Below are 25189 nucleotides of genomic sequence, written 5' to 3'. Positions count from 1 at the left end.
CCGACTGGCGGCCCGCGCACCCATGTGCGCGTAAGCCCAAGCCGCCGGATGGCGGCGCCCGGCGCATGAGGGCGAATGCACATACCAAGAGCCATGCTCCACGGCTCTTGGTATGAGAAGTCTATTTTTCCATCTGATCGATGGGATTGAGCACCTGTTCGCCCTTTCGGACGGCGAAGTGCAGTTGGGCGGAGCGGACATTGCCGGTCTGGCCCACCGTGCCGATCCCCTGCCCCCGCGTCACGCGCTGCCCCTGCTCCACCGCGATGGCGTCAAGATGGGCATAGACGGTGACCCAGCCGCCATCATGGCGGATCAGAACCAGATTTCCGAAAGATTTCAATTGGTTGCCAGCATAGGCAACGATGCCGTTGTCCGCCGCCATCACGGCCGTGCCCTTGGGCGCGCCGATATTGATGCCGTCATTACGCAGGCCCCCCGGCTTTTCCCCGAATCCGGACAGGATGGGACCCTTCACGGGCCAGAGGAACCGGTTGCCGGCGCGGGCCGGCGGCACGTCATCCTTGGGCGGTGGCGGTGGCGGGGTGACAGCGGCCACCTGGGCCGGCGGCGCCTCCGCCACGGGGGCCGGGGCCAGGGTCTGCGCCGGTGCAGAGGCCGGTGCCGCAGCCTGGGACGCGGGCGTGGCCGGCCGGCGGTCGGGCGTGACGGGGGCCGCCTGCGCCGTTGACGCGGAGCCAGGGGGCGGAAGGCTTTCCGCTTCCACCCCGCGACGGCCGGCGGCGGCACCAGCAGCCGGAGCCGTGATGGCGGGACGTGGCGACGGGACCGGCGTGGTGGTGGTGGGTGGCGGCGGCAGGGTTGCCACCTCCACCGCGGGACGCTGTGCCCGTTCCGCCGGGCTGGAGCTGGCGGCGGGCGGCAGGTCCGGCTTGCGACCGGGGGCCGGGGTAGCCGGCTTGGTAGCGGGCACGGGCACCGGCGCCGGCAGGGGCGGCGACGGTGCCGCAGCAGCCACGGCGGTGCCGGCCATCGGGCTTTGCCCCGGCAGGCGCAATGTCTGCCCCGCCTTCAGATTATAGGGCTGCTGCAGGCCGTTGAGACGGACCAGTTCGGCCATATCCACCTGATATTGCCGGGACAGGCCGTACAGCGTGTCCCCCGTCTTCACCACATAGACCTTGGGCAAGGGCAGCAGCAGCCGCTGACCGGGTTGCAGCACATAGGGGGCAACAAGGCCGTTGGCTTCGATCAGGTCGCGGACCGGGACGTTATATTGCTGCGCCAGCTTGTACAGATTGTCGCCACGCGACACGAAGATGGAATTGATGGGGGCTGCCGGCGCGCGCGCCGCCTTGCTGGGCAAATCCCCTTCCGTCGAGCAGCCGGAGAGCAGCAGGCCCGACAGGAGTGCGGCCAGGGCAAGGCGTGAACCGGTCATCATGCCGGCACCGGGTCCGGGGCGACATCCGGCAGCAGGGGAACGAACCTGACGGGCCACAGTACCTCTCGCTTCAATCCATCCTGGTCACGGCGGATCCGCACAACATTCAGCGCGCGATGATCCGGCCCCAAGGGGATCACCATGATACCACCAACCGCCAGTTGGTCCACTAGTTCACGAGGCGGGTTTCCTATGCAACCTGCGGTGACCAGTATCCGTTCAAAGGGGGCGGCTTCCGGCCATCCCCGGATGCCATCCCCCACCCTGGCCGTCATATTATGCAGACGCAAGGCGGTAAATCGCTGTTCCGCCTCCTGCGCCAGGGGACGGTGACGTTCAATCGTATAGACCCTCCGCGCGATCTTGGCCAGAATCGCGGCCTGATAACCGGACCCGGTCCCGATCTCCAGCACCTTGTGCCGGTCGGTCAGTTCCAGGGCCTGGGTCATCAGGCCCACCACCTGCGGCTGGCTGATGGTCTGGCCATGGCCGATGGGCAGGGCCGTATCCTCATAGGCCTGGTCGCGAAACGGGCGCGGCACGAACAATTCGCGCGGGATCAATTCGATGGCCCGCAGCACATTGACGTCCGTCACCCCCTGGCGGCGCAGCAACATCAGCAGCCTGATCTTGCGCCCCGCCCCCCCGGTCATGCGAAGACCCCTTTCAGGTTCTCCAGACACCCGTAATGGGTCAGATCCAGGAAGATGGGGGTGACCGCGATGCCGCCATGGTTGACGACATGCACATCGGTGTCGGCGGGCACATCATCATCCCCCCGCGCCGCGCCGATCCAGAAATAGCGGCGGCCACGCGGATCGACCCGTTCATCCAGCTCGTCCCCGATCTTGCGGTTGCCGTGGCGGACCACATACACGCCCGTGACATCGCCGATGGCCACATCCGGATAGTTCACATTCATCAGGACCAGTTTCGGCCAGTCGGCGGCCATCACCTTGCGCACCACCTGTGCCCCCATCGCCTGCGCCACCGCCCAGTTGGGCGGGCCGCCATGGGGCATGCGCTGGCTCATCGCGATGGCGCGAACGCCCAGCAACGTCGCCTCCATGGCGCAGGCGATGGTGCCGGAATAGGTCACATCCTCGCCCAGATTGCTGCCATGGTTGATGCCCGACAGGACCAGGGCCGGCTTTTTATCCGCCATGAAATGGTTGATGGCCAGCAGCACACAGTCGGTGGGCGTGCCATCGACCGCGTACCGCTTCTCCCCCAATTCCCGCACGCGCAGGGGCCGGTGCATGGTGAGAGAGTGGGAAGCGCCGGATTGCTCCGTCTCCGGCGCCACCACCCAGACATCGTCGGTCAGTTCGCGCGCAATGGCCTCCAGCACCGCCAGACCGGGGGCATGGATGCCGTCATCATTGCTGATGAGGATGCGCGTGCCGGTGAAGTCGAACTCAGCCATGGGCGGCAATCCGTTCCAGCCCGCCCATATAGGGGCGCAGCGCTTCCGGGATCAGGATCGATCCGTCGGCCTGCTGGTAATTTTCCAGCACGGCGATCAGGCAGCGGCCCACGGCGGTACCGGAGCCGTTCAGCGTATGCACGAACTGCGTCGCCTTCTCCCCCTTGGCGCGGAAGCGGGCCTTCATGCGGCGGGCCTGGAAATCACCGCAGTTGGAGCAGGAGGAGATTTCACGATAAGCGCCCTGGCCGGGCAGCCAGACCTCGATATCGTAGGTCTTCTGCGCCGTGAAACCCATGTCGCCCGAACACAGGGTGACGGTGCGGAACGGCAGGCCCAGCCGCTTCAGCACGGTTTCCGCCGCGTCGGTCATGCGCTCATGCTCCGCCGCCGACTGATCGGGGCGGGTGATGGAGACCATTTCCACCTTGTAGAATTGATGCTGACGGATCATGCCGCGCGTGTCGCGGCCAGCGGACCCGGCTTCGGACCGGAAGCAGGGGGTGCGGGCCGTCAGGCGCAGGGGCAGTTCTTCCCCATCCAGGATGGCGTCATTGACCAGATTGGTCAGCGGTACCTCGGCGGTCGGGATCAGCCAGAAACCGTTGGTGGTCTGAAACAGATCCTCGGTGAATTTGGGCAACTGGCCGGTGCCGAAGGCGGCATCATCCTTGACCAGCAACGGCGGGGACACTTCCTCGTACCCGTACTCGGTCGTGTGGATGTCCAGCATGAAATCGCCCAGGGCGCGTTCCAGCCGGGCCAACTGCCCCCGCAGCACCGTGAACCGCGCGCCCGACAGCTTGGCCGCCAGATCGAAGCTCATCAGGCCCAGGGCTTCGCCCAGTTCGAAATGCTGCCTGGCACCGGCGATTTCCGTCGGGATGCCGATGCGGCGGATTTCGACATTGTCATGCTCATCCTTGCCATCCGGCACGTCCGGGGCGGGAATGTTGGGATAGGAGGCCAGGATCCGGTCCAGTTCCGCCCCCAGTTCCTTCTCCCGCTCTTCCAACTGCGGCATCTTTTCCTTGATCGCCGCCACCTCGTCCAGCAGGGGCTGAGCGTCCTTGCCGTCCTTCTTATAGGCGCCGATCAGTTTCGACGCCTCGTTCCGGCGGGCCTGCAGCTCCTGCGCCTGCGTCTGGCAGGAACGACGCTCCTGATCCAGTTCCAGGATGCGGGAAGACAGCGGTTCCACGCCGCGCCGGGCCATGCCGGCATCAAAAGCTGCGGGATTGTCGCGGATGGAACGAATGTCGTGCATGGAAAACCAGATGCAAAGGGTCAATCGGTGCCCGTTTATAGGGGCGGATAGGGCAGCGCGTAAAGCACCGACAGGGGAATGGGCGGTGGATATGGGCGGGGTTGATTTCGGGTTCATTTGTTGGCTGGCGTCGGGGGGGGGGGGCTGACGCCAACGGAGTGTTGTTCCCTCACCCTCCCGTTGGCTGGCGCCAACGGGAACCGTCATCCCCTCACCCTCCCGTTGGCTGGCGCCAACGGGCCCCTCCCTCTCCCGCAAGCGGGCGAGGGGTGGAACCTCCCCGTCGCACCTGAAACCGCCCCTCGCCCACGGGAGTGGGAGAGGGAGGGGCCCGCCCGCGTCAGCGGGTGGGAGGGTGAGGGCGCGGTGCCCCTCTCTGTGAAGCGCTGTCATACAACGCGCGGCACCGCTTCGCCCTTGCCAAAATTTCGGAGTCCGAATATGAATCCCCGCAACCAAAGGCTGGGGTGTCATGATCGAGGACATGTTCGACCGGTTGAGCGAGCCGGCGGCCAACAGGTTGGCGGATGGGTTCGTGCGGGTGGCGGCGGCGTTGAAGGCCAATGACTGGCGCGATGCCACGCCGCACGGGCTGACGGCCACGCAGGCCCGCATCCTGACCTTGCTGCGCGATAATCCCGACGGGCTGCGGCCCGTGACCATCGCGGCACGCATCGGGGTGAAGGCGCCGACCGCCAGCGAGGCCACCACCACCCTGATCCAGAAGGGTCTGGCCATGCGGGTGGCCGCCCCCGGTGACGGGCGCGGCAATCTGGTGCTGGCCACGCGGGACGGGTTGAAGCTGGCCGACCGGTTCGGGGGCGGGCCCTTGTTCCTGATCGACGCGCTGGGTGACATGCCGGCATCGGACCAATTGTCCCTGCTGCGCCTGATGCTGCGGCTGGTGCGCACGCTGCAACGCGCCGGGCATGTGCCGGTCAGTCGCATGTGCCTGGACTGCAAATATTTCCAGCCGAATGTCCGTCCGGGATCGGACCTGCCGCACCATTGCCATTTCGTCGGCGCGCCGCTGGGCGACCGGCATTTGCGGCTGGATTGCCCGGAACAATCCCCCGCCCCCCTGCCCGTCGCCGACGAGGTCTGGGCCGGGTTCCTGAACGATCGGGGAGAAGCACGATGATCCTGGACCATCTTTTGACCGGCATGCCGCAGCCGCTGGGCGACAAGCAGGTGCCCAGTTCCATCGCGGCCCGGCGTCCCGTGGCGGGACCGGTCTTTCTGGGGACCCTGGGGCTGAATGGCGACGGGGTGGGTGATGCCAAGGTGCATGGAGGGCCGGACAAGGCCGTGCATCTCTACCCGTTCGACCATTACGCCGCCTGGGCCGCCGAACAGCCGGACATGGCCCCCGTGCTGGCCGCCCCCGGTGCCTTTGGCGAGAATTTCTGTGTCGCGGGCGTGACGGAGGCGGATGTCTGCCTGGGGGATGTGGTGGGGCTGGGCGACGCGCGGCTGCAACTGGCGCAGGCGCGGCAGCCCTGCTGGAAGCTGGGCGTGCGCTTCGGCCTGCCGGTGCTGCCACGCCTGCTGCAGAAAACCAGCCGCACGGGATGGTATTACCGCGTCCTGTCGGAAGGCGAGGTCCGGCAGGGCGACAATTTCACCCTGCTGGACCGGCCCCACCCGGCCTGGACGCTGGCCCGCACCCTGCGCGTACTCTATGTCGACACGCTGGACCGGGACGCGCTGGACGAACTGGCCAATCTGACCGGGGCCAGCGCCGGCCTGCGGCGACTGGCGGGCAACCGGCTGGCCAATGCCGCCGTCGAGGATTGGGAACCCCGGTTGCGGGGATGAGTTTGGCGAATCGCCCCTGACGCACCGTCCGCATCGTCCTTCCGGTTTCACCCGCCCCCCCCTTTCAGGGAGATGTGCGGAATCCGCTTGTCCGTGACCACTCGTAATGCTACAGACTGTAGCACTATGAACGATAGCACTACGCAAGATCACAATCCGTCGGACCTGGGCGATCTTGAAAGAGAGATCATGGACCTGGTCTGGCGGCGTGGGCCCGTCAATGCCGATGCGGTGCGAGAGATGCTCAGCCGCCCATTGAAGGAGTCCACGGTCCGCACTGTCCTGAAACGTCTGGAGGAGAAGGGATATCTCACCCATGACGTGGAGGGCCGGACCTTCATCTATCGGGCGGCCGAAGGGCGCGACCGGGTGGCCGCGCGTGCCGTGAAACGCATCGTCGACTGGTTCTGCGGCGGATCGGCGGAGGATGTGGTGGTCGGCATGGTGGAGACCGACATGCTGTCGCCCGAACAGCTTCAGGCCCTGGCCGAAAAGATCGATAAGGCGCGCAAAAAGGGGGGATGATGCTGACGCTGCTGCTGGAGGCGGCCGTGCGGTCCGCCGTGCTGATGGGGGTGGCGGGCCTGGGCCTGCGCCTGCTGCGCATCGACAATCCCTTCACCCGCATGGCCGTCTGGGTCGGGGTTTTGGGCTGTGCGCTGGTGATGCCGCTGCTGATGCGGCTGGCCCCGGCGGACGCCATGATGGTGCCCATGGATGGCATCCGGCTTTGGCTGCGGCCCGCGGTGGAGCTGGTGGAGACCGGCCCGGCGGCGATGGCCGGGGCCGGACCGGTGGAGATCGACCGGCTCGCCTGGGTCGACTGGCGCAGCCTGGGATTCTCGCTCTATCTGGCCATCACGGGGGCGATGCTGCTGCGTCTGGCGGCGGGCACGCTGGTCAGCCTGCGGCTGCGCAACGCGGCGATGCCGCTGTCCGCCCTCTGGACCGATGGGCGGGATGTGCGTGTGTCCGACCGGATCGCCGTACCGCTGACCATTGCGGGCACCATCCTGCTGCCGCCCGACCATGGCCGCTGGACCGATGCCAAACGCCGGGCCGTCCTGGCGCACGAAACCTCGCATGTGGAACGGGGTGATTTCTACACATTGCTTCTCGCCACCTTTCACCGGGCCGTCTTCTGGTTCAGCCCGGCGGCCTGGTGGCTCAATAACCATCTCGCTGAGCTTGCCGAGGCCAACAGCGATACCGACGCTCTTGCACAGATGGAGGATCGCTTGAATTACGCTGAAATCCTGGTGGAGATGGCGGCCAAGGCAAGTCGCCTGCCCGCCGGGCTGGCCATGGCCCGCCCCGCCACCGTTGCCGCCCGCGTGGACCGTATCCTGCAAGGCGGCGCCCTGCCGCTGCGCATGAATGTGCGGCGCTGGGCCCTGGTCGTGGCGCTGCTGGCCCCGGCCGCCATGGCCACCGCCGGCACCACCGGCGTGGACAAGGTCGACCCGCTGGTGGCCGAACGTATGGCCGAACAGCAGAAGCCGCGTCAGGCCATCACCCTGGACCCGGCCGCCTATGACAGGTTCGTGGGCTATTACGAGATGCCGTTCGCCAGTAACCGGCCCCTGAAGGTCCATCGCGACGGCAGCCGCTTGCTGGCCAATGTCATCGGCCAGAACCCGGTGGAACTGCTGCCCGAAAGCCCGACCAAGTTCTTCGCCAGGGAGTTGCCCATGCAGGGCAGTTTCCAGATCGATGCGGCGGGCACGGTGACGGGTGTGGTGCTGCACCAGAACGGCCATGAACTGCCGGCCCCGCGCATTGATGAGGCCACCGGCAAGGCCCTGGAACAGGCGCTGGCCGAGCGGGTCAAATCCAACAAGCCCCTGCCCGGCAGCGAGGCCGCCCTGCGCGCCCATATCGCCCAGATCAAGGCCGGCAAGATCGACCGTGACAGCATCCTTGCCGACCGGGCCGACGGCGTCATCGCGGTCCTGCCCAAGATCCAGAAGGAGATGCTGCCGCTGGGCGAGTTGAAGAATTTGGAGTTCCGGCGCGTGGATGGGGGCGGCATGGACGTCTATCGCGCCACCTATGAAAAGGGCGTGCGCGACTGGTGGGTGCTGGTCACCCCCGACGGCAAGCTCGACAGCATGTGGTTCGGCCCAGCCGCTTGACCCTCGATCCCCATCGACGTGAAACGGCTGCACCTTGGGCGCCCCCGAATACGGGGCGCCCTTTTTTTCATGTGCCCTGTCGGGATGGTGCCCCCTGCCCCGTCCTTTGATCATAGGCCCTGGAACGGAGGACAAGATGGCACGCGTGAAGCAGCATCTGTGGTTTGAAAAGGACATGGAAGCGGCGGTGCGCTTCTATACCGGGCTGATCCCCGGTTCGGCGCTGGACTGGATCACGCCGCTGCCGGCCGACACGCCGTCGGGTCCCGCCGGGTCGGTGCGGCTGGCCGCCTTCACGCTAGGCGGACAGCAATACATGGCCATCGATGCCGGCCCCATGGAACCGTTCAACCACGCCTTCTCCATCATCGTGGAATGCGATGATCAGGCGGAGATCGACCGGCTGTGGGCGGCCCTGTCGGAGGGCGGGGCCGTCGAACAATGCGGCTGGCTGCGCGACCGCTGGGGCCTGTCCTGGCAGATCGTGCCCAGGCGGCTGGGTGAGTTGATGATGGGCGACCCGGCGCAGTCCAAGCGCGTGGCCGAGGCCATGTTGAAGATGGTGAAGTTCGACATCGCCACGCTGGAGGCCGCGGCCAGCGGCAATGCGGGTTGATGGCGACAGGTTGCCGCTGAACGGTTGCCCCGCTGCCCCCTTTACTGGCACCCTGCCTGTCAAGAGCCAGGGGGAAGACAATGACCGCAGCCAAGCGTATCGGCATCCTGACCAGCGGCGGCGACTGTGCCGGCCTGAACGCCGTCATCCGCGCCGCCGTCCACCGCGCCGCCCATTACGGATGGGAAGTGGTGGGGATTGAGGACGGGACCCAGGGCCTGCTGGCCCGTCCCGTCCGTTATTTCAATCTGGACCTGAACCGCGTGGACGGGGCCATGATGCGCCAGGGTGGCACCATCCTGGGCACCACCAACAAGGGCGATCCGTTCGCCTATCCCATGCCCGACGGCACCAGGAAGGACCGCAGCCACGAGATCATCGGGGGCCTGCGCGAACTGGGCGTCGACAGCCTGATCGGCATCGGCGGCGACGGGTCCATGGCCATCCTGCGCAAGCTGGCCCGTATCGGCGGCATCAAGCTGATCGGCATCCCGAAGACCATCGACAATGACCTGGGCATTACCGAAATGTCGGTCGGGTTCGACACGGCGGTGGCGGTAGCGACCGAAGCGTTGGACCGGTTACAACCCACCGCCGCCAGCCATGACCGGGTCATGGTGCTGGAGGTGATGGGCCGCGACGCGGGCCATATCGCCCTGTCGGCGGGCATCGCGGGGGGCGCCGACGTGATCCTGCTGCCCGAACTGCCCTGGTCGGTGGCGGGCGTGGCCGACAAGATCAAGCGGGTCCAGGCCGGCGGCCGCAACTTCGCCCTGGTTGTCGTGTCGGAAGCCGTGAAGACCATGGAAGGTGTGAAAGCCCAGCAGGAATTCAGCGACGGGCAGAAACGCTATGGCGGGATCGGCAATTATCTGGGCCATCTGATCGCGGAAGCCACGGGAGCGGAAACCCGCGTCACCGTCCTGGGCCATGTGCAGCGCGGCTGCCCGCCGGGCCATAATGACCGCGTGCTTGCCTCGGCCTTCGGCGTGGCGGCAGTCGACCTGCTGGCCGAGGGCAAGAGCGACCGTCTGGTCGCCTGGTCCAACCGCCGCGTCATCGACATCCCCATCGAGGACGCCATCGCCACCTATGCGGCGGTGGATATCAACGGGACCCTGGTGAAAACGGCGCGCGGCCTGGGAATTTATGTGGGGGATGCATAACGTCCGGTTCATGCCGACGGCTTAGGGTGAAGCGTGCTCCGACCATCATCCCCGCTCATCACGGGGATGATGGTGGGGGCGACATCAACCCGAGTCCATATGAACCTGTCGAGCCCTAGACGCGTCGGCGGCTAGACGCGTCAGCGGCCTGACTTTGGCATATTAAAAGGCGAAGGCCGGGCGCTGCCCAGCCATCAACCACGTCAGCGCTGATACTTACATCCCGCCTTCGCCAGGCAGACGGCACCCGACAGGGTCAGTCGGCGCGGAAACCCGTGCGGGCCGCCAAGATGGCAATCTGTGTCCGGTTACGCGCGCCCAGCTTCTGCATCATGGCGCGGACATGGACCTTCACCGTGCCTTCCAGCACGCCCAGTTGCCGGGCAATCTCCTTGTTGGAGCAGCCGGACAGCAGCAGACGGAAAATATCGCGCTGACGGTTGGTCAACCGGGACACCGACGCAAAATCGGCCTGATCCTCCGCCGCCGGGACCACGACCGATGGCGTCAGCATGGCATAGGGCATCTGGACATAGCCCTCGCGGGTCAGGGCCAGCGAGACAGCCTCCGCCAGGACGGCGCTGGGATCGCTTTTCAACAGGCAGGCGGCGGCACCGGCGGTCAAAAGGGTCCGCGTTTCCGCCGGGGTGAAGGCGGATGACATGATGATGGCGGGAATACCCTGCAGCCGCCCCAGGAAATCGGCCACGACCGCCATCCGCTCCGGCCCCAGGCCATCCGCGTCCATCAGCACGACATCGGGAACGCTGGTCGCCTGCGCCAGAATGGCCAGCGCCTCCACCGGCGTTCCCGCCTGCCAAGTCTGCGCACCATCATGCATGGATGCGAGCGTCAGGGCCAGACCGTGACGGACCAGCGCCTGCGGATCGATGATCAGGAAACAACGGCGGCGCACACCGGAAACAACATCAATCCCGGAGGGACGCACATAATTATCCATGGTCACAACACGCAGCGGGTGACCGCCCCGGCGCACAGCGATGGTCATCGTGACCTCCAGCAATTGGGCCTGCCGCCCGAACGTTAACCTCCCGTACATATTCATACGGATTAAGTCTTCTCGCAACCTCCTTCTGGTCAATTGATCCAGAATCTGTTTATATTCTTCAAAGCAACCGAGTTGTTATGAAATTAGATCGAATTTCGAAGCTTTTATCCTTTAGGGTTACTTCGTCCGTCGATCTATCGATTGTATTTTAACTAAAATTTCAGCGTCAGGCCCAAAAGGCTTGGAATCGTGGGAAAAATTCCCGTCGGATGCGGCATGCGCCTGGTTCAGCGGCGATGGGAATGGGCTGAATCGAAGGGGGTATGCGGGGATGACATCCGGTTCCGTGATGCTGGTCGATCATGACCAATTGTTCAGTGCCGCCCTGGCCGCCCTCCTGGAAGAGGAGGGCATGCAAGTGGAGTCGCCGCTTCCTTCGCTTTCCATAGCGGAACAGGCCCTTGCGCAGGCGCCGCTTGCCCCGCCGGCCCTGATCATCGCCGATCCATCGGGCCTGGACCGGTCGGATGATGCCGATCCCCTGCAAAGACTGCGCAATGCCGCGCCGGATGCACGCCTGCTGGTGCTGAGCGCCGACCTGTCGCAGGCATCGCTGAACCGCAGTCTGGCGGCCGGCGCCCATGGGCATGTGTCGAAAGCGGCATCCTTCAACGCGGTATTGCGGGCCGTCCGCCTGATCCTGCTGGGCCAGGCGGTCTATCCGGCCGCCGCGACACAGGGGCTGGGCCAGGCGCCAGCCCCCATGGCCACGGCCACGGAAACCAATGGGGAAGGCGGCGGCGCCGATCTGTCCCCGCGGGAAACCCAGATCCTGGCCTGTGTCATCAGCGGCCATTCCAACAAGGCCATCGCCCGGCGCCTGTCCATCACGGAAAGCACCGTGAAGATGCATTTCAAGAACGCGATGCGGAAAATCAATGCAGGCAACCGGACCCAGGCGGCGATCTGGGCCATGGAACATGGCATCGCGCCGATGGCGTGATCGGAACGTAAAACAGCATCAATTTAAAATAAAAATCCAACCATCAAAGTAAAAAAGGGCCGCTGTTACCAGCGGCCCTTTTTCGTTGCGCCCCACCGGCCCCAGGGGACCGGCGGGGATCATGCGTTCCCGATCAGGGGAAAACGATGACGGCGCGACGGTTCGACGGCTCACGGACGCCATCGGCGGTCGGGACCAGCAGATCCGTCTCACCCTTGGCTTCCACGGCCACCTGATTGGCCGGCAGGCCCTGGCTGACCAGATACTCACGCACAGCCTCGGCGCGGCGCTGCGACAGCTTCTGGTTATAATCGGACGGACCCGACGTGTCGGCATGGCCGGCAACGTTGATCTGAACGATCTTACCAGCCTTGGCGTCGCGGGCCACGTTCTGCAGAACCTGCTGCGCGTCAGCCGACAGAACCGAACGATCCCAGTCGAAGAAGACCGTGAAGTTGCGGGTGATGGTCGGCGCAGCAACCGGGGCCGGCGGCGGCGGGGGCGGCGGCGGCGGGGGCGGCGCAACGACCGTGGTGGCCTGGGCCGGCTTTTCCTGGACCGAGCCGAACACGGTGCGCACGCCGATCAGCACGCTGTGCGAGCTGTAGTTCGTCTTGTAGACCGGGTTCTCGTTCTTGAACTTCAGGTCGTCGATGCCCTGATAACGATAGCCGATGGTCAGATCCAGACCCGGCGACAGAGCGTAGGCAACGCCGGCGCCCAACTGGTAAGCGAAATTGTCCTGCGCGGCGTTGGAATAGTAGGGCGCGGTGAAGACCGGACCGACATTGTCGGTGTCAACCCAGCCCCAGCCCAGACCGGCGGCGACATAGGGACGGAACGCCGAACCCGTGTCGAATTCCTTCTGGACCACACCCATCAGGGTGAAGGTGGTGGTGTCACCGATCGGATTGCCCAGGGCCGGGCTGATCTTGTCGACCTGATGCAGGGAATACCCACCCTCGATACCCAGGCGCAGGCCGTCGCCAAACTGATAGCCACCTTCGAACACGGCGGCGATGCTTTCCTTCGACTTGACCTTGTTGGTGGTCGTGGCCGTCTTAAAGTCCAGATCCTGCAGCCAGTTCACGCCGATCTGGGACCCGATATAGGGACCTTCCGGCAGAGTTTGTGCCGAAGCGACCATGGGCAGCACGAGAGCCAATGCGGTTCCCATCAGCAAATGGTGCAGTTTCATCTTTCATTCTCCTTATGGGCCCTTGGGGCGATCACCTTTTGCGTCGGGACCTGGATTCAGGCGAAGATCCCGGCGGCGACCTGTTCTGTCACGGACGCCCGGGGAAAACCCAGCGGCATCCGTCCACACCAGACTTACAGAAATTGTGCTGCCGACTCAAGGTGGCAACTTGGTGGACAAACATACTAGCCCATATGGCTAAACAATCATGCCGGAGAATTTGCGTTTGTTCTACGCCGCGCTGCGGAAGGCTTTCATCGCTTCGCGCCGCGCCGCGACACCATCATTGAAGCGCTTGCCATGCAGACGCTGCACGGCTGGATGGACCGCGTGGAACACGAGATCATCATCCCCGTGCACCAGCAGACCCAGCGCTTCTTCTTCAATTTCAATGATTACGCCAGTTTGCTCATGCATTTTCCGCGTCCCTTGCACACAGGCATCGACGGGCCGCGCTCTACACCGCCGATGATGACGGTTGCGATCACTGTTTGATGACAATGCCACCGGCATGGCAAATCCCGGTCATTTGTCCTATGTCTTCTGAACGATTATGTTCGCGGATTTATCCTGGTCCCTGCTTTCAAGAAAGGTCCGATCGACCGTGACCGCACCGTCCCCGACCGTTCCCGACCCGCAAATCACCCAGGCCGCCCCCGGAGTCTGGGGGATTCGCCTGCCCCTGCCGTTCCAGTTGAACCATATCAATGTCTGGGTGCTGGCCGACCGGCTGGAAAATGGCGATGCCGCCTGGACATTGGTCGATACGGGCGTCGCCAGCAGCCTGACCCGCAGCCTGTGGGAAAAAGTCGCAGCCGATTTGCTCGGCGATGCCCCGGTTCGGCGGGTGATCGTCACCCATTTTCATCCCGACCATATCGGGCTGGCGGACTGGCTATGTCGGCGCTTCAACGCGCCCCTGTACATGACACGTTCCGAATGGCTTCTGGCGCGCATGCTGTGCCTGGACAGTTCGGAGGAGAACGCCGAGGCGGGCCGCAAATTCTATAGCGCCATGGCGCTGGACGGACCGGTGCTGGCCGCCCTGACGGCGCGGGGGAACGCCTATGCCCGTGGCGTGCCGGTGGTTCCGGCCTGCTTCAACCGGCTGTCGGGCGGCCAGCGTCTGCGCATCGGCGACCATGACTGGAGCATCATCACGTCGGGCGGGCATTCCCCCGAACATGCCTGCCTGTACCGCGCCGATGGCGCCGTCCTGATCGCTGGGGACATGGTGCTGCCGCGCATCAGCCCCAATGTCAGCGTCTGGCCCGCCGAACCGTACGCCGACCCGCTGGCGGAATTCCTGGATGGTTTGCGGCGGCTGCGCGAATTGCCGGCGGACACCCTGGTCCTGCCCTCGCACGGGCCGATCTTTCAGGAACTGCACGGCCGCATTGATGAATTGCTGCGCCACCATGAGGAGCGGCTGGCCGATGCGGAACGGGACTGCGCCAATGGCGGCCGGACCGTGGCGCAGATCACCCGCGCCATGTTCAACCGCACCCTGGACACCCACCAGATGACCTTTGCCACGGGCGAGGCCCTGGCCCATCTCAACCATCTGGTCGAACAGGGCCGTTTGCGGCGCCATCATCGCCCGGATGACGGCGCCTGGCTGTTCACCCCACCCTGATCACACTCAGGGCGCTGAACTTTTGGCCTTGGTCTTGGCGGCACCGGCGGCGGCACCGGACACGGCGGCCGGGGAACGGGCCGGTACGGCATTCGCCGCCGCCGCCGCGTCGGCCATCAGAATGGTCGGCGCCGGTTTGTCGCAGCGCGGGGCATTCGCCATGCGCACGCCGGCCGCATCGGGCGACAGGCCACGTTCGATCTCCTCCAGGCTGGCCGCCATTGCCGCCGCGACCACCGGCGCATGCGTCCCGCAGAAGACCGGCGTCGTCAGCGCGATGGCGCGCTGTGAGGTTTCATTGGCCAGACGGGTCCGGAAACTGTCGAAGCCACGTGTCGGGTTGCCACTGGTCGTCCGCTTGAAATAGGCGACGAGGGTCTTTTCCCACTGCTGGATGCGGGCCTGATGTTTAAGGGTGAACATCTTGTACTGATTGAACAGGCTGGGTTCACCCTTGACGTCCATATGTTGGCAGGTCAGGCCCACCACCATCAGTTCCGTGTGCAGCCGGATGCCCTGTTCGGCCGCGAATTCCTGTACCGAGTAGCAGGGTCCCTTGGACGGCGCCGACAGCGCCGGCGAGACGGCGAGAAGGGTGGCGAGGGAAAGCGCACCGACGGCGCGGGCGACCGGACGGAAGGGCAACATGCGGGCATATCCGTTGCAACGGGATGAAACTGCGCGGACTGTGCCGCAAGCCGCATCGCCCTGCAAGCACGGCCAGCGGCGGGGCCGGTGATTTCGTTACCCAACCGTTCCGGTCGTGACGCGCCGACCGGTTTTTTTGGCTTTCCTGCGCAGTTTCTCTTTCATTTCGAAAACAATTCCCCCATATCTGAGTCCACAAATCCTGGCAGCCCCTTTCGTATGGCAAGCCGTGACCCGCGGGTCCCAGCAAAAGGCCTGCTTATGCGACAGGACTGCCTGCGACTGTGAATCCGCTGCATCATGCATGAGCCTCTCTGGCAACCGAGTGATATCTTGAACGCCGAAACCGAAGGTGACGCGGAGTCCCCGAAGCGTCGGGGTCGTATTCCGCAGTCCGCTTGGCCGCGGATCCTGGAGCGCTATAAGGCGGGGGCTACCCTGTCCGCCATCGCCCGGGAATTCGACTGTACGCCCAGCGCCATCTCCTACATCGTCCGCAAGGCGGAAGCCGCCGGGTTGAGCAGCGATGGACAGGAGACGGCGGATACCCCGCCCGAGCCGCCCGTCGCGGTGGAGCCGGCGCCGCCGCCCGTGGCCGTAACCCCGGTGGAAACACCACGCCCACGGCGTGCCCCGCGGTCGGTCGAGGCCCGCCCCGCCGATGACGTGCCGGTCCTGAATGTGGCACCGCCCGTGGCACCTGCGCCCGCAGCCCCCGCGCCGGCACCGGTGCAGGCCGTGGCGCCGGCGCCGGTGGTGCCCGAGGTTGCGGCCGCACCCGAGGCGGCCAGCGTCGAACCGTCGCGCGAAAGCCCGCTGGTGCATGACAGCGGCCGTCCGGGCGAACAGCCGACACGGCGTTTTGAGGCACGTGAACCACGCCCGCCCCGGGAACCGCGCGAAGCCCGGCCCGAGCGGAACGAACGGTTCGGCCAGGAAGCACGCGAGCCGAGGGAACCGCGGGAGCCGAGAGGCGACCGTGAGCCGCGCGGCGACTTCCGGGGCGAACCCCGGCAGGATCGGGGTGCGCAGCAGGGCGAACGCCGCCAGCAGCAAGGTCATCTGCGTTTCCCGCAAGGGGGACAGCAGGGTCCGCAGCGCGACCGTTTCGGCGAACGTCCGCCGCGGGACCGTCTGGAGGCCCGTCCGCCACGCGATTTCGACCGCGACCGTAATGTCGCGGGCGAGAGCCGTGCCGCCGAGCGTCCGGCGCCCGAGCAATTCGTGACGGACAGCCCGACGGATGTCGTCTATCCCTATCGCCAGCAGCAGCGCAATCCGTCCCGGCTGGAAGCGGCGGAGGTTCCGACGACCCCGGCCGATGAACGCATGGATGCCGCTGCCAAGGCCTGTGCCGAAGCCTATCGGGCCTGGAAGGGCCAGGCGGGCGGCGTACAAGGGCTGACCGACGCGCTGCACGAGCTGCGCAAGGTCATCGCCCGGATGGAGATTGAAATCTCGGCCAGCCGCAAGGAAGAGGCGCGTCCCATCCCCTTCCCGGCCTATCGTCACAACATGCCGCAGCCGCAGCAGCCCCGGGGCTGATATCGTCGATTGCAGGCATCACGCCGCGTTAAAGGGCCCCGTCATCATGGCGGGGCCCTTTTTCTTTTCCAGCCCCATGGGGACGGCGCCAGCCGCGTGACAAAACCCCGCCCAACGAAAAAGGCCGCCCCGAGGGGCGGCCTTCAACTGACGGCAACGTCGATGGGACGGGATCAGGCCTTCTTGGCCGTAACCTTGGCCAGGACGCCCTGCAATTCCTCGATGCTTTCCTTGACGCGCTTGGACAGCACTTCGGCCGCTTCGCTGTTGGACTTGGCCACCAGTTCAGACAGTTCCTTCAGATTGGCCGAGGCCTTTTCGAAGGAGGCCTTCACCAGGGCAGCCTGCTTGGTCACCTTGTCTTCCGGGGTGCCGGGGGTCAGCAGTTCGGTGACCACGGCGGAGGTCTCTTCCAGCGACTGCCGGATGATCTCGGCCTGCCGGCGGGCGACAGCCTGATAACCTTCGATGGCAAGCTGGTTGGCGGCAACGATGGCTTCCACATTGCGGCGCTGCGTGGCGACCACGCCCTCGAAATCGGGGCTGGGCAGCTTGAAGTCAGCGAACGCCTTCTGGAAATCGGTGAAGCGGTTCATGTCGAAGAACTTCGCCGGATCAAAGTCCAGAAACGGATTCTTGGTGGTGGCCATCGTGATCCCCATTGCTGTCTGTCGTCAGTAACAGTGGATAGCGGCAGCACGGGACCATCCCTGCTGCATCGCAATATATCCGGACCCTATAATGCACTTTGCCGCTTTTTTCGTCAACTTCTTTGTTGCACCGCACAATATCCCTGGAATTTCAACCATCTGATCATTTCGATCCGATATGTTGGGTAGCAGAGCATGGCTGCCATCCACCATCAGGGGTCATGGCGGCCGGGGGACGGTCTTTATTCCCAGGGATAAAGGCGGCGCTTCCCCTCCCCGCCCCCCGGTTCCTAGGGCAGGGACCCAGTCACAGATTAAGAACCGGCCCCCTCCCGGCCGCCCACGTAAACGAAGTCTTAACAGGCGGCTGAACGGCTGGTGTCCCAATCCGGCGCGAATTGCGTCCTGCCGTCTGCGCCCATGGTCCTAGCTTTTTACACAGGCCGACAATCTGCCGCGCTACGCGGGTCCCTTTTGCGATGTCAAGCCCCGGAATGGGCTTCATGACAATCCCGTGTCGGCTTGACTTCCAAAAATATCAATAAAATCAATGGTATGATTTTTTCTGCCTATTTTTTGAGCAATGCGTTGGAAGCCGCAGACTCCCTTGCTCCCACCCCTGCCACCCAGCACTTGTCCGCAGACTTATCCACAGGTTCCGTGGAAATCAGTACCGGGAGGTCTCTGCCGCCATGCGCCAGCCGGATGCGCCGACGGGGCCGCTTACCGTTATCCCTTCCGGACAGGAGCCATACCCGACGGCGGTAAAGAGCCGTGGGTTCAGCAGGTGATTGACCCGCGCGCGGGGATGCGCCACATGCTGCACCATGACCGACGATGCCGACCATATTCCGCCCCCCGCCCCCCTCACGGACGCCCCGCCCGCCGCCGCGCCGGGCAAGCGCAAACGCGCCGTGGCGGACCTGAACCGGGGGGTGGAGATCATCAAGGGCTATCTGCGCACCCTGCCCGACCGGCCGGGCGTGTACCGGATGCTGAATGATGAGGGGGACGCGCTCTATGTCGGCAAGGCGCGCAGCCTGAAAAAGCGCGTCACCAATTATACGATGCCGGTCAAGCTGCCCATCCGCCTGCAGCGCATGATCGCCGAAACCACGCAGATGGAGTTCGTCACCACCCATACGGAGGTGGAGGCGCTGCTGCTGGAATCGAATCTGATCAAGAAGCTGATGCCGCGCTACAATGTGCTGCTGCGCGACGACAAGACGTTCCCGCATATCCTGATCACGGGCGGGCGGGATTATCCGCAACTGAGCAAGCATCGCGGCACACGGACCGAGGCCGGGTCCTATTACGGCCCCTTCGCGTCCGCCGGGGCCGTGAACCGCGTGCTGACGGCGTTGCAGCGGGCGTTTCAGTTGCGCACCTGCGCCGACACCATTTTCAACAGCCGCACCCGCCCCTGCCTGCAGTTCCAGATCAAGCGCTGCACGGCGCCGTGCGTGGAAAAGGTGACGGCTGGCGAGTATGCCGAGCAGGTTCGCGAGGCCAAACAGTTCCTGGAAGGCCGCAGCCGCGACATTCAGACGGCGCTGGCCACCGACATGCAGGCCGCGGCCGAAGCGCTGGATTTCGAACGCGCCGCCAAGCTGCGTGACCGTATCCGGGCGCTGACCGCCATCCAGGCCCATCAGGACATCAATGTCGAGGGCGTGGACGATGCCGACATCATCGCCGCCTATCAGGAAGGGGGCAGTACCTGCGTGCAGGTCTTTTTCTTCCGGGGCGGGCGCAATTACGGCAACCGCGCCTATTTCCCCAGCCATGACAAGGTGATGGAGGTCGAGGAGGTCCTGGCCGCCTTCATCGCCCAGTTCTATGACAACAAGGCCGCCCCACCCCTGATCCTGGTCAGCCATGATCTGGCCGAGGAAGCGCTGTTGCAGGAGGCGCTGTCGGTGCGTGCCGGGTCCAAGGTGGAACTGCACACGCCCAAGCGCGGCGACAAGAAGCGGCTGGTCGATCACGCCATCACCAATGCCCGCGACGCCCATGGCCGCCGCCTGGCCGAGACGGGCAGCCAGGCCAAGCTGCTGGTCGGCGTGGCCGAAGCGTTCGGTCTGGCCGAGTCGCCCCAGCGTATCGAGGTCTATGACAACAGCCACATCCAGGGCGCGCATGCCATCGGCGGTATGATCGTGGCGGGACCGGACGGGTTCATCAAGAACGCCTATCGCAAATTCAACATCAAGGCGCCCGAGGCCGCCGGTGATGATTTCGCCATGATGCGCGAGGTCTTCACCCGCCGATTCGAACGCGCGCTGAAGGAGGACCCGGAACGGGCCGGCGAAACCTGGCCCGATCTGGTGCTGATCGACGGTGGCGAGGGGCAGTTGGGCGTGGTGATGGAGGTGATGGCCGAACTGGGTATCGAGGATGTGCCCCTGGTCGCCATCGCCAAGGGTCCCGACCGCGATGCGGGGCGCGAGCGGTTTTTCATGCCGGGGCGCCCGCCCTTCGGCATGGAGCATAAAAGCCCCGTGCTCTATTACCTGCAGCGCCTGCGCGACGAGGCGCACCGCTTTGCCATCGGCACCCACCGGGCCAAGCGGGAAAAGGCCATCAGCGCCTCGCCCCTGGACGAGATCCAGGGAATCGGGCCGCGCCGCAAGAAGGCTTTGCTGCTGCATTTCGGTTCCGCCCGCGCTGTCTCCCGCGCGGGGCTGGCCGATCTGCAAGCCGTGGAGGGCATCAGCGAGGCCGTCGCCAGAATCATCTATGATCACTTCCATGGGGAAGGATAGGATGCGCCCCACCGGCCCCGGCCCCCGCTAACACCCTGACTTGGCGCCCATGCTGACCAGCCTGCCCAATATCCTGACCCTGTCGCGCATCGCGGTGATCCCCGTGGTCGTGGCCCTGTTCTTCTTTCCGGGAAAATGGAGCGCCTGGACGGCGCTGGGCCTTTACGCGGCGGCCTGCATCACCGACTGGTTCGACGGCTATCTGGCCCGCATCTGGCGGGAGGAAAGCCTGATCGGCAAGTTCCTGGACCCGATCGCCGACAAGCTGCTGGTGGCCGCCGTGCTGATGATGCTGGCAGCGGTGGGCAAGATCAACGGGCTGGCCATCATTCCCGCCATCATCATCCTGCTGCGCGAGGTGATGGTGTCGGGTCTGCGCGAATTCCTGGCGGGCCTGCGCATCTCCCTGCCCGTCAGCCAGCTTGCCAAATGGAAGACGGGCATCCAGATGGGGGCCATCGGCTGGCTGATCGTCGGTGCCGACGGGCCGGAGGGCTGGCCCGTCACCCTGATCGGCGAGGTCGGGCTGTGGCTGGCGGCCGCCCTGACCCTGCTGACGGGCTGGGACTATCTGCGCGCCGGCCTGCGCCATATGCTGAACCCACAGGGGTGACCTTATGCTCAAGCTGCTCTATTTCGCCTGGCTGCGCACCAAGATCGGCATGGCCGAGGAGCGGGTGGCGATGCCGGACGGCGTCACGGATGTGGCGGGCCTGATCGACTGGCTGCGCGGGCGCGGGGCGGGCTATGCCGACGCACTGGCCAATCTGGATGTCGTGAAGGTGGCCGTGAACCAGGAATATGTGCCCTTCACCCACCCGGTCGCGGCGGGTGACGAGGTGGCCCTGTTCCCGCCGGTCACGGGCGGTTGATGACCGTCAGGGTCCAGCGGCAGGATTTCGACATCGGGGCCGAACTGGCGGCCCTGTCCGATGGCGATACCGGGATCGGCGGCGTCTGCTCTTTCACCGGCCTGGTCCGTGACCTGCATCCGCAGGCGGGCGAAGCGGCCGGCACGGTCCGCGCCCTGACGCTGGAACACTATCCCGGCATGACAGAGCGGCAGTTAGAAGCCATCGAGGCCGAGGCGTGGACACGCTGGCCCCTGTCGGCCTGCCTGATCGTCCACCGGTATGGGCGCATGGAGCCGGGCGAACGCATCGTGCTGGTCGCTTGCGCATCCGCCCACCGCGAGGCGGCGTTCGATGCCTGCCGCTTCATCATGGATTGGCTGAAGACCAAAGCCCCCTTCTGGAAATTGGAAGAAACCGGAAGCGATGGCGACCGCTGGGTGGCGGCACGGGAGAGTGACGCGGCGGCGGCCGAAGGCTGGCGCGGCAGGTCGAATACCATCGGTCCAGAATCCTGACCGATGGCATAATACCAGCGGCACGAAATCACGAGCGATGGTCAAGCTTTCGTGCGCCTCAGTCGCCGGCAGGCGTATCCGCGCCCTTGGCTACGCGGCATGGGCCGCGCGGCGGCAATCGCCGCCGTACCATCGGTAAAGAATTTGACCCATGACATAACACCTACCATCAATTCGCATCCCCCATGCGGAAACAACTGCAAGGTTGCAGGCGACATTCGGCACCCGCTGTGCCACATATATTAGCAGGTAAAACCTCATCAGCGCTGAAATGCACCTAAAGGAAAATCCCGCCACCATCCTGGTGATCGGCGGGGATAAGTCACGTTATCCGGCCCCTGCTGCGCTTAAGCGGCTGACGCCCCCTGTCGATTTGCGCTTCCTGCCCACGGAGGAAGGGGTGCTGTCCATCTGCCGGTCGCACCAGCCGGCCTTGATGGTGGTGGACCTGAACGGTATCGGGGCGCCGCTGGGCCTTGTCTGCAATGTGAAGGCCGCCGACCTGCCCCTGGATCCAACCATCATCATGGTCGGAGATGATGTCACGCCGCAGCAACGGACTCAGGCCGTAGAACTGGGCGTGCTGGAAGTCATGGAACGACCGGAAACGCTGGCCGAACTGCAAATCCGCCTTCTGGCCCATCTGCATCTGCGCCAGCGTCTGTCACAGGCCGAACAGGTCGCCACCGAACGCAACCAGCGCCTGAACGAGGCCCTGGACCTGCTGAAGGCGGCCCAGCGCAAGCTGCTGGACCAGGCGCAGAAACCGGAACGTGCCAGCCAGCGCAGCACCAGCGACGTGCTGGCCGGCGCCGCGCATGAGCTTCGCACACCGCTGAACGCCATCATCGGCTTTTCCGAACTGATCCGGGACGAGGCGCATGGCCCCCACGGGGATCCGCGCTATGGCGAATATGCCGTCGATATTCATCAGGCCGCGACCCATATGCTGACCATCGTCGATGGCACCCTGGATCTGGCCCGGGCGGAAGCCGGCGCTGAACCGCTGGATATCCGCGACATCGATATCGGCCGGACGGTGCAGGAGAGCGCCCGCATGCTGCGCCAACTGGCGGAGGGGACGGGCATCAACCTGGATATCAAGGTGCCGGACATACCGTTACGTATCCGTACCGATCCAGAGAAGATCCGCCAGATCGTGTTGAACCTGGCCTCCAACGCCATCAAGTTCACCCCGCGCGGCGGGCGCGTCACGGTCGAGGTGGCGGGCCTGGACGATGGTGGGGCCGTCATCCTGGTCATCCGTGACACCGGTATCGGCATCCCGACCCAGGAAATAGCCACCGCCATGCGGCCCTTCGGCCAGGTGCGCCAGGCCGACCGGCCGCATCCGAAAGGCACCGGACTGGGCCTGCCGCTGACCCGCCGCTTTGTTGAGATGCTGGGCGGAGAGCTGGATATCTCGTCCGTTCCGGGCAAGGGAACCGTGGTCAGTGTCCGGCTGCCCTCAGATGCACCTGACCCCGTCGGTTAATCACCGACAGGGTCAAGCCCTGGCAGGGTGGGCAGTGGTGTGGATTTATCCAGCAGGCCGGCAGCCCGCAGATCATCCACCCCCGGCAGGTCACGCAATGATTCGAGACCGAAATGATCCAGGAAATGCGGTGTCGTCACCCAGGTCAGCGGCCGGCCGGGCGTTTCGCGGCGGCGGCCCGGACGGATCCAGCCCGCCTCCATGAGAATGTCGAGCGTGCCCTTTGACGTAGTGACACCCCGGATCGCCTCGATCTCCGCCCGGGTGACGGGCTGGTGATAGGCGACGATGGCCAGCGTTTCCACCGCCGCGCGGGACAGTTTGGCCGTCACCTCCACCTCGGTGCGCAACTGATCACCCAGATCGGGGGCGGTGCGGAAGGCCCAGCGCCCGCCGGACGCCGCCAGATTGACGCCGCGATAGCGGTAGAGATTTTCAAGTTGCAGCAGCAGGGGCCGAACCGGCGTGGGGCCGATCCGGGCTTGCAGCGCCTCTTCGGACACCGGTTCGGCGGATGCGAACAATATGGCCTCCAGCAGCCGCAGCAACTGGGTATCGGCATCAAAAAGATCGCTCATTCCTGACCCTCCCCCTCCCGGCGGGCGCGCAACTGGATCGGTGCGAAGGCACCATCCTGGCGCAGTGACAGCTTGCCAGCCTTGGCCAATTCCAGGATCGCAACGAAATTGCTGGCTAGCACCGACCGCGCCTTCACCCCCGTCCCGCGCCAGCCGGCCGGCAGCAGCGCCGAAAGATAGGACCAGTCGGGAATGCGGCCCAGCATGGCCTCCAGCCGGGCCACGGCCTCTTCGATCGAATATAATTCCGTTACCGGAATGGTAAAGGGCGACTGCCGCGCCTGACGCCCCGAAATATCGCCATAGGCCTTCAGCAGATCATAGAGCGACAGGTCGTGGCGATGCTTGGCGAAGATCGGCAGATCTTCGGGCGCCCCGCGCACCATCCGGTCGCGGCCCAGGCGCGGGCGGGCCATCAGGCGGGCCGCCACGCCCTGCATCGCCTCCAGCCGCTGCAATTGCAGGGTCAGGGCGGCGGCCAGCGTTTCGGCCGACGGTTCGTCGGGCTGTGGATCGGGCAGCAGCAGACGGGATTTCAGATAGGCCAGCCAGGCCGCCATCACCAGATAATCGGCCGCCAGTTCCAGACGCAGGCGCCGCGCCTCCGCCACGAAGGCAAGGAACTGTTCGGCCAGTTGCAGGATGGAAATGCGGGTCAGATCAACCTTCTGGTCACGGGCCAGCGTCAGCAGCAGGTCGATCGGCCCTTCAAACCCGTCAATGTCGAGCAGCAGCGCGTCACCGACGGGTGTCTCCTCGAACCCCGCATTCACGACGTCAGGCCGGCCAGGCCCGCGATGGCGTTCACCACCCAGTTGGTGGCCGGCCCCAGCACCATGAATAACGGGTTGAAGTCGAACCCGGCATGCCCGGCCGCAAACGGAATCAGGAAGACCAGCAGCAGCAGGATGCCCATGCCATAGGGTTCCAGCCGTGAAACCAGCCGGGCGGCCGGCATGGGCAGAATGCCGACCAGAACCCGCCCGCCATCCAGCGGCGGCAGCGGGATCAGGTTGAACAGGGCCAGCAGCACGTTGAACTGCAACGATACCGCCAGATTGTTCACCATCCAGTCGGCCATGAAACCGGGCGCCATCGGGGCGATATGCAGCAGCAGGGCGGACACGAAGGCCAGCAGGAAATTCACCCCCGGCCCGGCGGCGGCAACCCAGATCATGTCCCGCTTGGGATTGCGCAGATTACGGAAATCCACGGGCACGGGCTTGGCCCAGCCGAACATGAAACCGGTGAAGACAAACATGGTCATGGGCAGCAACACCGTGCCCACGGGATCGATATGACGCAGCGGGTTCAAGGACAGGCGGCCCAGCATCTGGGCCGTGCGGTCGCCGAATTTCAGCGCCGCATAGCCGTGCGCGGCCTCATGCAGGGTGATGGCGAGCAGGGCCGGCAAGGCCATGATCGACAGCTTGAACAGGATTTCCTGAAAATCGGGCATG

26 protein-coding genes are annotated in these 25189 nt (G+C 65.1%); 14 read left to right on the top strand and 12 right to left on the bottom strand.

What is annotated here, in order from left to right:
* Positions 1 to 121: 121 nt before the first annotated feature.
* The 4 genes from KBA48_RS14610 to serS are packed head-to-tail and all read right to left on the bottom strand — an operon-like array spanning position 122 to position 4098.
* Positions 122 to 1405, bottom strand: coding sequence for a LysM peptidoglycan-binding domain-containing M23 family metallopeptidase (locus tag KBA48_RS14610; protein WP_292907572.1), 1284 nt, complete (start codon positions 1403 to 1405; stop codon positions 122 to 124).
* The gene (locus KBA48_RS14605; protein ID WP_292907570.1) at positions 1402 to 2058 is read right to left on the bottom strand and encodes a protein-L-isoaspartate(D-aspartate) O-methyltransferase; all 657 of its coding nucleotides are present in this window, start codon (positions 2056 to 2058) and stop codon (positions 1402 to 1404) included. The genes KBA48_RS14610 and KBA48_RS14605 overlap by 4 nt, the downstream gene beginning before the upstream one ends.
* Positions 2055 to 2831 (bottom strand): 5'/3'-nucleotidase SurE, encoded by a 777-nt coding sequence (gene surE / locus KBA48_RS14600; RefSeq protein ID WP_292907568.1) that lies wholly within the window; start codon positions 2829 to 2831, stop codon positions 2055 to 2057. The genes KBA48_RS14605 and surE overlap by 4 nt, the downstream gene beginning before the upstream one ends.
* Positions 2824 to 4098: a serine--tRNA ligase gene (gene serS / locus KBA48_RS14595; protein ID WP_292907566.1), complete on the bottom strand. Its 1275-nt coding sequence runs from the start codon at positions 4096 to 4098 to the stop codon at positions 2824 to 2826. The genes surE and serS overlap by 8 nt, the downstream gene beginning before the upstream one ends.
* Before the next feature lie 472 nt (positions 4099 to 4570).
* Between serS and KBA48_RS14590 the strand changes: the two genes are divergently transcribed.
* The 6 genes from KBA48_RS14590 to KBA48_RS14565 all read left to right on the top strand — a co-directional run bounded on the left by KBA48_RS14590 (position 4571) and on the right by KBA48_RS14565 (position 9833).
* Positions 4571 to 5239 carry a MarR family transcriptional regulator gene (locus KBA48_RS14590; protein ID WP_292907564.1) on the top strand — a complete coding sequence of 223 codons (669 nt, stop codon included), beginning with the start codon at positions 4571 to 4573 and terminating at the stop codon, positions 5237 to 5239.
* Positions 5236 to 5916, top strand: coding sequence for an MOSC domain-containing protein (locus KBA48_RS14585; protein ID WP_292907563.1), 681 nt, complete (start codon positions 5236 to 5238; stop codon positions 5914 to 5916). The genes KBA48_RS14590 and KBA48_RS14585 overlap by 4 nt, the downstream gene beginning before the upstream one ends.
* Before the next feature lie 126 nt (positions 5917 to 6042).
* On the top strand, positions 6043 to 6441 hold the full coding sequence (locus tag KBA48_RS14580; protein WP_292907562.1) for a BlaI/MecI/CopY family transcriptional regulator: 399 nt from the start codon (positions 6043 to 6045) through the stop codon (positions 6439 to 6441).
* Positions 6438 to 8051, top strand: a complete 1614-nt coding sequence (locus KBA48_RS14575) for a M56 family metallopeptidase (RefSeq protein WP_292907561.1) — start codon at positions 6438 to 6440, stop codon at positions 8049 to 8051. The genes KBA48_RS14580 and KBA48_RS14575 overlap by 4 nt, the downstream gene beginning before the upstream one ends.
* A gap of 136 nt (positions 8052 to 8187) precedes the next feature.
* The gene (locus KBA48_RS14570) at positions 8188 to 8667 is read left to right on the top strand and encodes a VOC family protein (protein WP_292907560.1); all 480 of its coding nucleotides are present in this window, start codon (positions 8188 to 8190) and stop codon (positions 8665 to 8667) included.
* A gap of 80 nt (positions 8668 to 8747) precedes the next feature.
* Complete coding sequence (locus KBA48_RS14565) at positions 8748 to 9833, top strand: ATP-dependent 6-phosphofructokinase (RefSeq protein ID WP_292907558.1); 1086 nt, start codon at positions 8748 to 8750, stop codon at positions 9831 to 9833.
* A gap of 256 nt (positions 9834 to 10089) precedes the next feature.
* On the opposite strand, the gene KBA48_RS14560 is transcribed toward KBA48_RS14565, so the two are convergent.
* Positions 10090 to 10842: a response regulator transcription factor gene (locus KBA48_RS14560; protein ID WP_292907556.1), complete on the bottom strand. Its 753-nt coding sequence runs from the start codon at positions 10840 to 10842 to the stop codon at positions 10090 to 10092.
* A gap of 331 nt (positions 10843 to 11173) precedes the next feature.
* Here KBA48_RS14560 and KBA48_RS14555 point away from each other — a divergent pair, with 331 nt between their 5' ends.
* Positions 11174 to 11845, top strand: coding sequence for a response regulator transcription factor (locus KBA48_RS14555; RefSeq protein WP_292907554.1), 672 nt, complete (start codon positions 11174 to 11176; stop codon positions 11843 to 11845).
* 133 nt (positions 11846 to 11978) lie between these two features.
* Here KBA48_RS14555 and KBA48_RS14550 read toward each other — a convergent pair whose 3' ends face one another.
* Together KBA48_RS14550 and KBA48_RS14545 are read right to left on the bottom strand one after the other, a co-directional pair.
* Positions 11979 to 13043 (bottom strand): OmpA family protein, encoded by a 1065-nt coding sequence (locus KBA48_RS14550; RefSeq protein ID WP_292907552.1) that lies wholly within the window; start codon positions 13041 to 13043, stop codon positions 11979 to 11981.
* Positions 13044 to 13274: 231 nt separating this feature from the next.
* A complete protein-coding gene (locus KBA48_RS14545) occupies positions 13275 to 13460 on the bottom strand; it encodes a hypothetical protein (protein ID WP_292907550.1) in 186 nt (61 codons plus the stop codon).
* 187 nt (positions 13461 to 13647) lie between these two features.
* Between KBA48_RS14545 and KBA48_RS14540 the strand changes: the two genes are divergently transcribed.
* Positions 13648 to 14679 (top strand): MBL fold metallo-hydrolase, encoded by a 1032-nt coding sequence (locus tag KBA48_RS14540; RefSeq protein ID WP_292907548.1) that lies wholly within the window; start codon positions 13648 to 13650, stop codon positions 14677 to 14679.
* 6 nt (positions 14680 to 14685) lie between these two features.
* Here KBA48_RS14540 and KBA48_RS14535 read toward each other — a convergent pair whose 3' ends face one another.
* Entirely contained in the window at positions 14686 to 15327 is a 642-nt protein-coding gene (locus tag KBA48_RS14535) for a hypothetical protein (RefSeq protein ID WP_292907546.1), read from the bottom strand.
* Positions 15328 to 15660: 333 nt separating this feature from the next.
* Between KBA48_RS14535 and KBA48_RS14530 the strand changes: the two genes are divergently transcribed.
* Positions 15661 to 16872: a helix-turn-helix domain-containing protein gene (locus KBA48_RS14530; protein ID WP_292907544.1), complete on the top strand. Its 1212-nt coding sequence runs from the start codon at positions 15661 to 15663 to the stop codon at positions 16870 to 16872.
* 173 nt (positions 16873 to 17045) lie between these two features.
* Here KBA48_RS14530 and KBA48_RS14525 read toward each other — a convergent pair whose 3' ends face one another.
* Positions 17046 to 17522 carry a phasin family protein gene (locus tag KBA48_RS14525; protein ID WP_292907542.1) on the bottom strand — a complete coding sequence of 159 codons (477 nt, stop codon included), beginning with the start codon at positions 17520 to 17522 and terminating at the stop codon, positions 17046 to 17048.
* 827 nt (positions 17523 to 18349) lie between these two features.
* Here KBA48_RS14525 and uvrC point away from each other — a divergent pair.
* The 5 genes from uvrC to KBA48_RS14500 all read left to right on the top strand — a co-directional run bounded on the left by uvrC (position 18350) and on the right by KBA48_RS14500 (position 23151).
* Positions 18350 to 20287, top strand: coding sequence for an excinuclease ABC subunit UvrC (gene uvrC, locus KBA48_RS14520; RefSeq protein WP_292907540.1), 1938 nt, complete (start codon positions 18350 to 18352; stop codon positions 20285 to 20287).
* Between the two features lie 49 nt (positions 20288 to 20336).
* Positions 20337 to 20900, top strand: coding sequence for a CDP-diacylglycerol--glycerol-3-phosphate 3-phosphatidyltransferase (pgsA, locus tag KBA48_RS14515; RefSeq protein WP_292907538.1), 564 nt, complete (start codon positions 20337 to 20339; stop codon positions 20898 to 20900).
* A 4-nt stretch (positions 20901 to 20904) separates the two neighbouring features.
* Entirely contained in the window at positions 20905 to 21159 is a 255-nt protein-coding gene (moaD, locus tag KBA48_RS14510; RefSeq protein WP_292907536.1) for a molybdopterin converting factor subunit 1, read from the top strand.
* Complete coding sequence (locus KBA48_RS14505; protein WP_292907534.1) at positions 21159 to 21656, top strand: molybdenum cofactor biosynthesis protein MoaE; 498 nt, start codon at positions 21159 to 21161, stop codon at positions 21654 to 21656. The genes moaD and KBA48_RS14505 overlap by 1 nt, the downstream gene beginning before the upstream one ends.
* A 271-nt stretch (positions 21657 to 21927) precedes the next feature.
* Positions 21928 to 23151, top strand: a complete 1224-nt coding sequence (locus tag KBA48_RS14500; RefSeq protein WP_292907532.1) for a hybrid sensor histidine kinase/response regulator — start codon at positions 21928 to 21930, stop codon at positions 23149 to 23151.
* Here KBA48_RS14500 and scpB read toward each other — a convergent pair.
* From scpB to KBA48_RS14485, 3 genes are read right to left on the bottom strand one after another with little or no spacing between them, the layout of a single operon-like run.
* Positions 23148 to 23729, bottom strand: coding sequence for an SMC-Scp complex subunit ScpB (gene scpB, locus KBA48_RS14495; protein WP_292907530.1), 582 nt, complete (start codon positions 23727 to 23729; stop codon positions 23148 to 23150). The genes KBA48_RS14500 and scpB overlap by 4 nt on opposite strands.
* Positions 23726 to 24502 (bottom strand): ScpA family protein, encoded by a 777-nt coding sequence (locus KBA48_RS14490; RefSeq protein WP_292907528.1) that lies wholly within the window; start codon positions 24500 to 24502, stop codon positions 23726 to 23728. The genes scpB and KBA48_RS14490 overlap by 4 nt, the downstream gene beginning before the upstream one ends.
* On the bottom strand, positions 24499 to 25188 hold the full coding sequence (locus KBA48_RS14485) for a site-2 protease family protein (protein WP_292907526.1): 690 nt from the start codon (positions 25186 to 25188) through the stop codon (positions 24499 to 24501). Before KBA48_RS14485 ends, KBA48_RS14490 begins: the two co-directional genes overlap by 4 nt.
* Between the last annotated feature and the right edge of the window lies 1 nt (position 25189).

It is taken from the genome of Niveispirillum sp., from assembly GCF_017996735.1.
In the GTDB taxonomy this organism is placed as follows: domain Bacteria; phylum Pseudomonadota; class Alphaproteobacteria; order Azospirillales; family Azospirillaceae; genus Niveispirillum.
This window is presented reverse-complemented; position numbering and strand designations above follow the sequence as displayed.

Excerpts from the sequence above, each read along its gene's own strand:
- KBA48_RS14550 (WP_292907552.1), bottom strand. The coding sequence starts at position 13,043 with ATGAAACTGCACCATTTGCTGATGGGAACCGCATTGGCTCTCGTGCTG.
- scpB (WP_292907530.1), bottom strand. The coding sequence starts at position 23,729 with ATGAGCGATCTTTTTGATGCCGATACCCAGTTGCTGCGGCTGCTGGAG.
- pgsA (WP_292907538.1), top strand. The coding sequence starts at position 20,337 with ATGCTGACCAGCCTGCCCAATATCCTGACCCTGTCGCGCATCGCGGTG.
- KBA48_RS14560 (WP_292907556.1), bottom strand. The coding sequence starts at position 10,842 with ATGACCATCGCTGTGCGCCGGGGCGGTCACCCGCTGCGTGTTGTGACC.
- KBA48_RS14500 (WP_292907532.1), top strand. The coding sequence starts at position 21,928 with ATGCACCTAAAGGAAAATCCCGCCACCATCCTGGTGATCGGCGGGGAT.
- KBA48_RS14605 (WP_292907570.1), bottom strand. The coding sequence starts at position 2,058 with ATGACCGGGGGGGCGGGGCGCAAGATCAGGCTGCTGATGTTGCTGCGC.
- KBA48_RS14525 (WP_292907542.1), bottom strand. The coding sequence starts at position 17,522 with ATGGCCACCACCAAGAATCCGTTTCTGGACTTTGATCCGGCGAAGTTC.
- KBA48_RS14570 (WP_292907560.1), top strand. The coding sequence starts at position 8,188 with ATGGCACGCGTGAAGCAGCATCTGTGGTTTGAAAAGGACATGGAAGCG.
- KBA48_RS14555 (WP_292907554.1), top strand. The coding sequence starts at position 11,174 with ATGACATCCGGTTCCGTGATGCTGGTCGATCATGACCAATTGTTCAGT.
- KBA48_RS14535 (WP_292907546.1), bottom strand. The coding sequence starts at position 15,327 with ATGTTGCCCTTCCGTCCGGTCGCCCGCGCCGTCGGTGCGCTTTCCCTC.
- uvrC (WP_292907540.1), top strand. The coding sequence starts at position 18,350 with ATGACCGACGATGCCGACCATATTCCGCCCCCCGCCCCCCTCACGGAC.
- KBA48_RS14610 (WP_292907572.1), bottom strand. The coding sequence starts at position 1,405 with ATGATGACCGGTTCACGCCTTGCCCTGGCCGCACTCCTGTCGGGCCTG.
- KBA48_RS14580 (WP_292907562.1), top strand. The coding sequence starts at position 6,043 with ATGAACGATAGCACTACGCAAGATCACAATCCGTCGGACCTGGGCGAT.
- KBA48_RS14575 (WP_292907561.1), top strand. The coding sequence starts at position 6,438 with ATGATGCTGACGCTGCTGCTGGAGGCGGCCGTGCGGTCCGCCGTGCTG.
- KBA48_RS14545 (WP_292907550.1), bottom strand. The coding sequence starts at position 13,460 with ATGCATGAGCAAACTGGCGTAATCATTGAAATTGAAGAAGAAGCGCTG.
- moaD (WP_292907536.1), top strand. The coding sequence starts at position 20,905 with ATGCTCAAGCTGCTCTATTTCGCCTGGCTGCGCACCAAGATCGGCATG.
- KBA48_RS14505 (WP_292907534.1), top strand. The coding sequence starts at position 21,159 with ATGACCGTCAGGGTCCAGCGGCAGGATTTCGACATCGGGGCCGAACTG.
- surE (WP_292907568.1), bottom strand. The coding sequence starts at position 2,831 with ATGGCTGAGTTCGACTTCACCGGCACGCGCATCCTCATCAGCAATGAT.
- KBA48_RS14590 (WP_292907564.1), top strand. The coding sequence starts at position 4,571 with ATGATCGAGGACATGTTCGACCGGTTGAGCGAGCCGGCGGCCAACAGG.
- KBA48_RS14565 (WP_292907558.1), top strand. The coding sequence starts at position 8,748 with ATGACCGCAGCCAAGCGTATCGGCATCCTGACCAGCGGCGGCGACTGT.
- KBA48_RS14485 (WP_292907526.1), bottom strand. The coding sequence starts at position 25,188 with ATGCCCGATTTTCAGGAAATCCTGTTCAAGCTGTCGATCATGGCCTTG.
- serS (WP_292907566.1), bottom strand. The coding sequence starts at position 4,098 with ATGCACGACATTCGTTCCATCCGCGACAATCCCGCAGCTTTTGATGCC.
- KBA48_RS14585 (WP_292907563.1), top strand. The coding sequence starts at position 5,236 with ATGATCCTGGACCATCTTTTGACCGGCATGCCGCAGCCGCTGGGCGAC.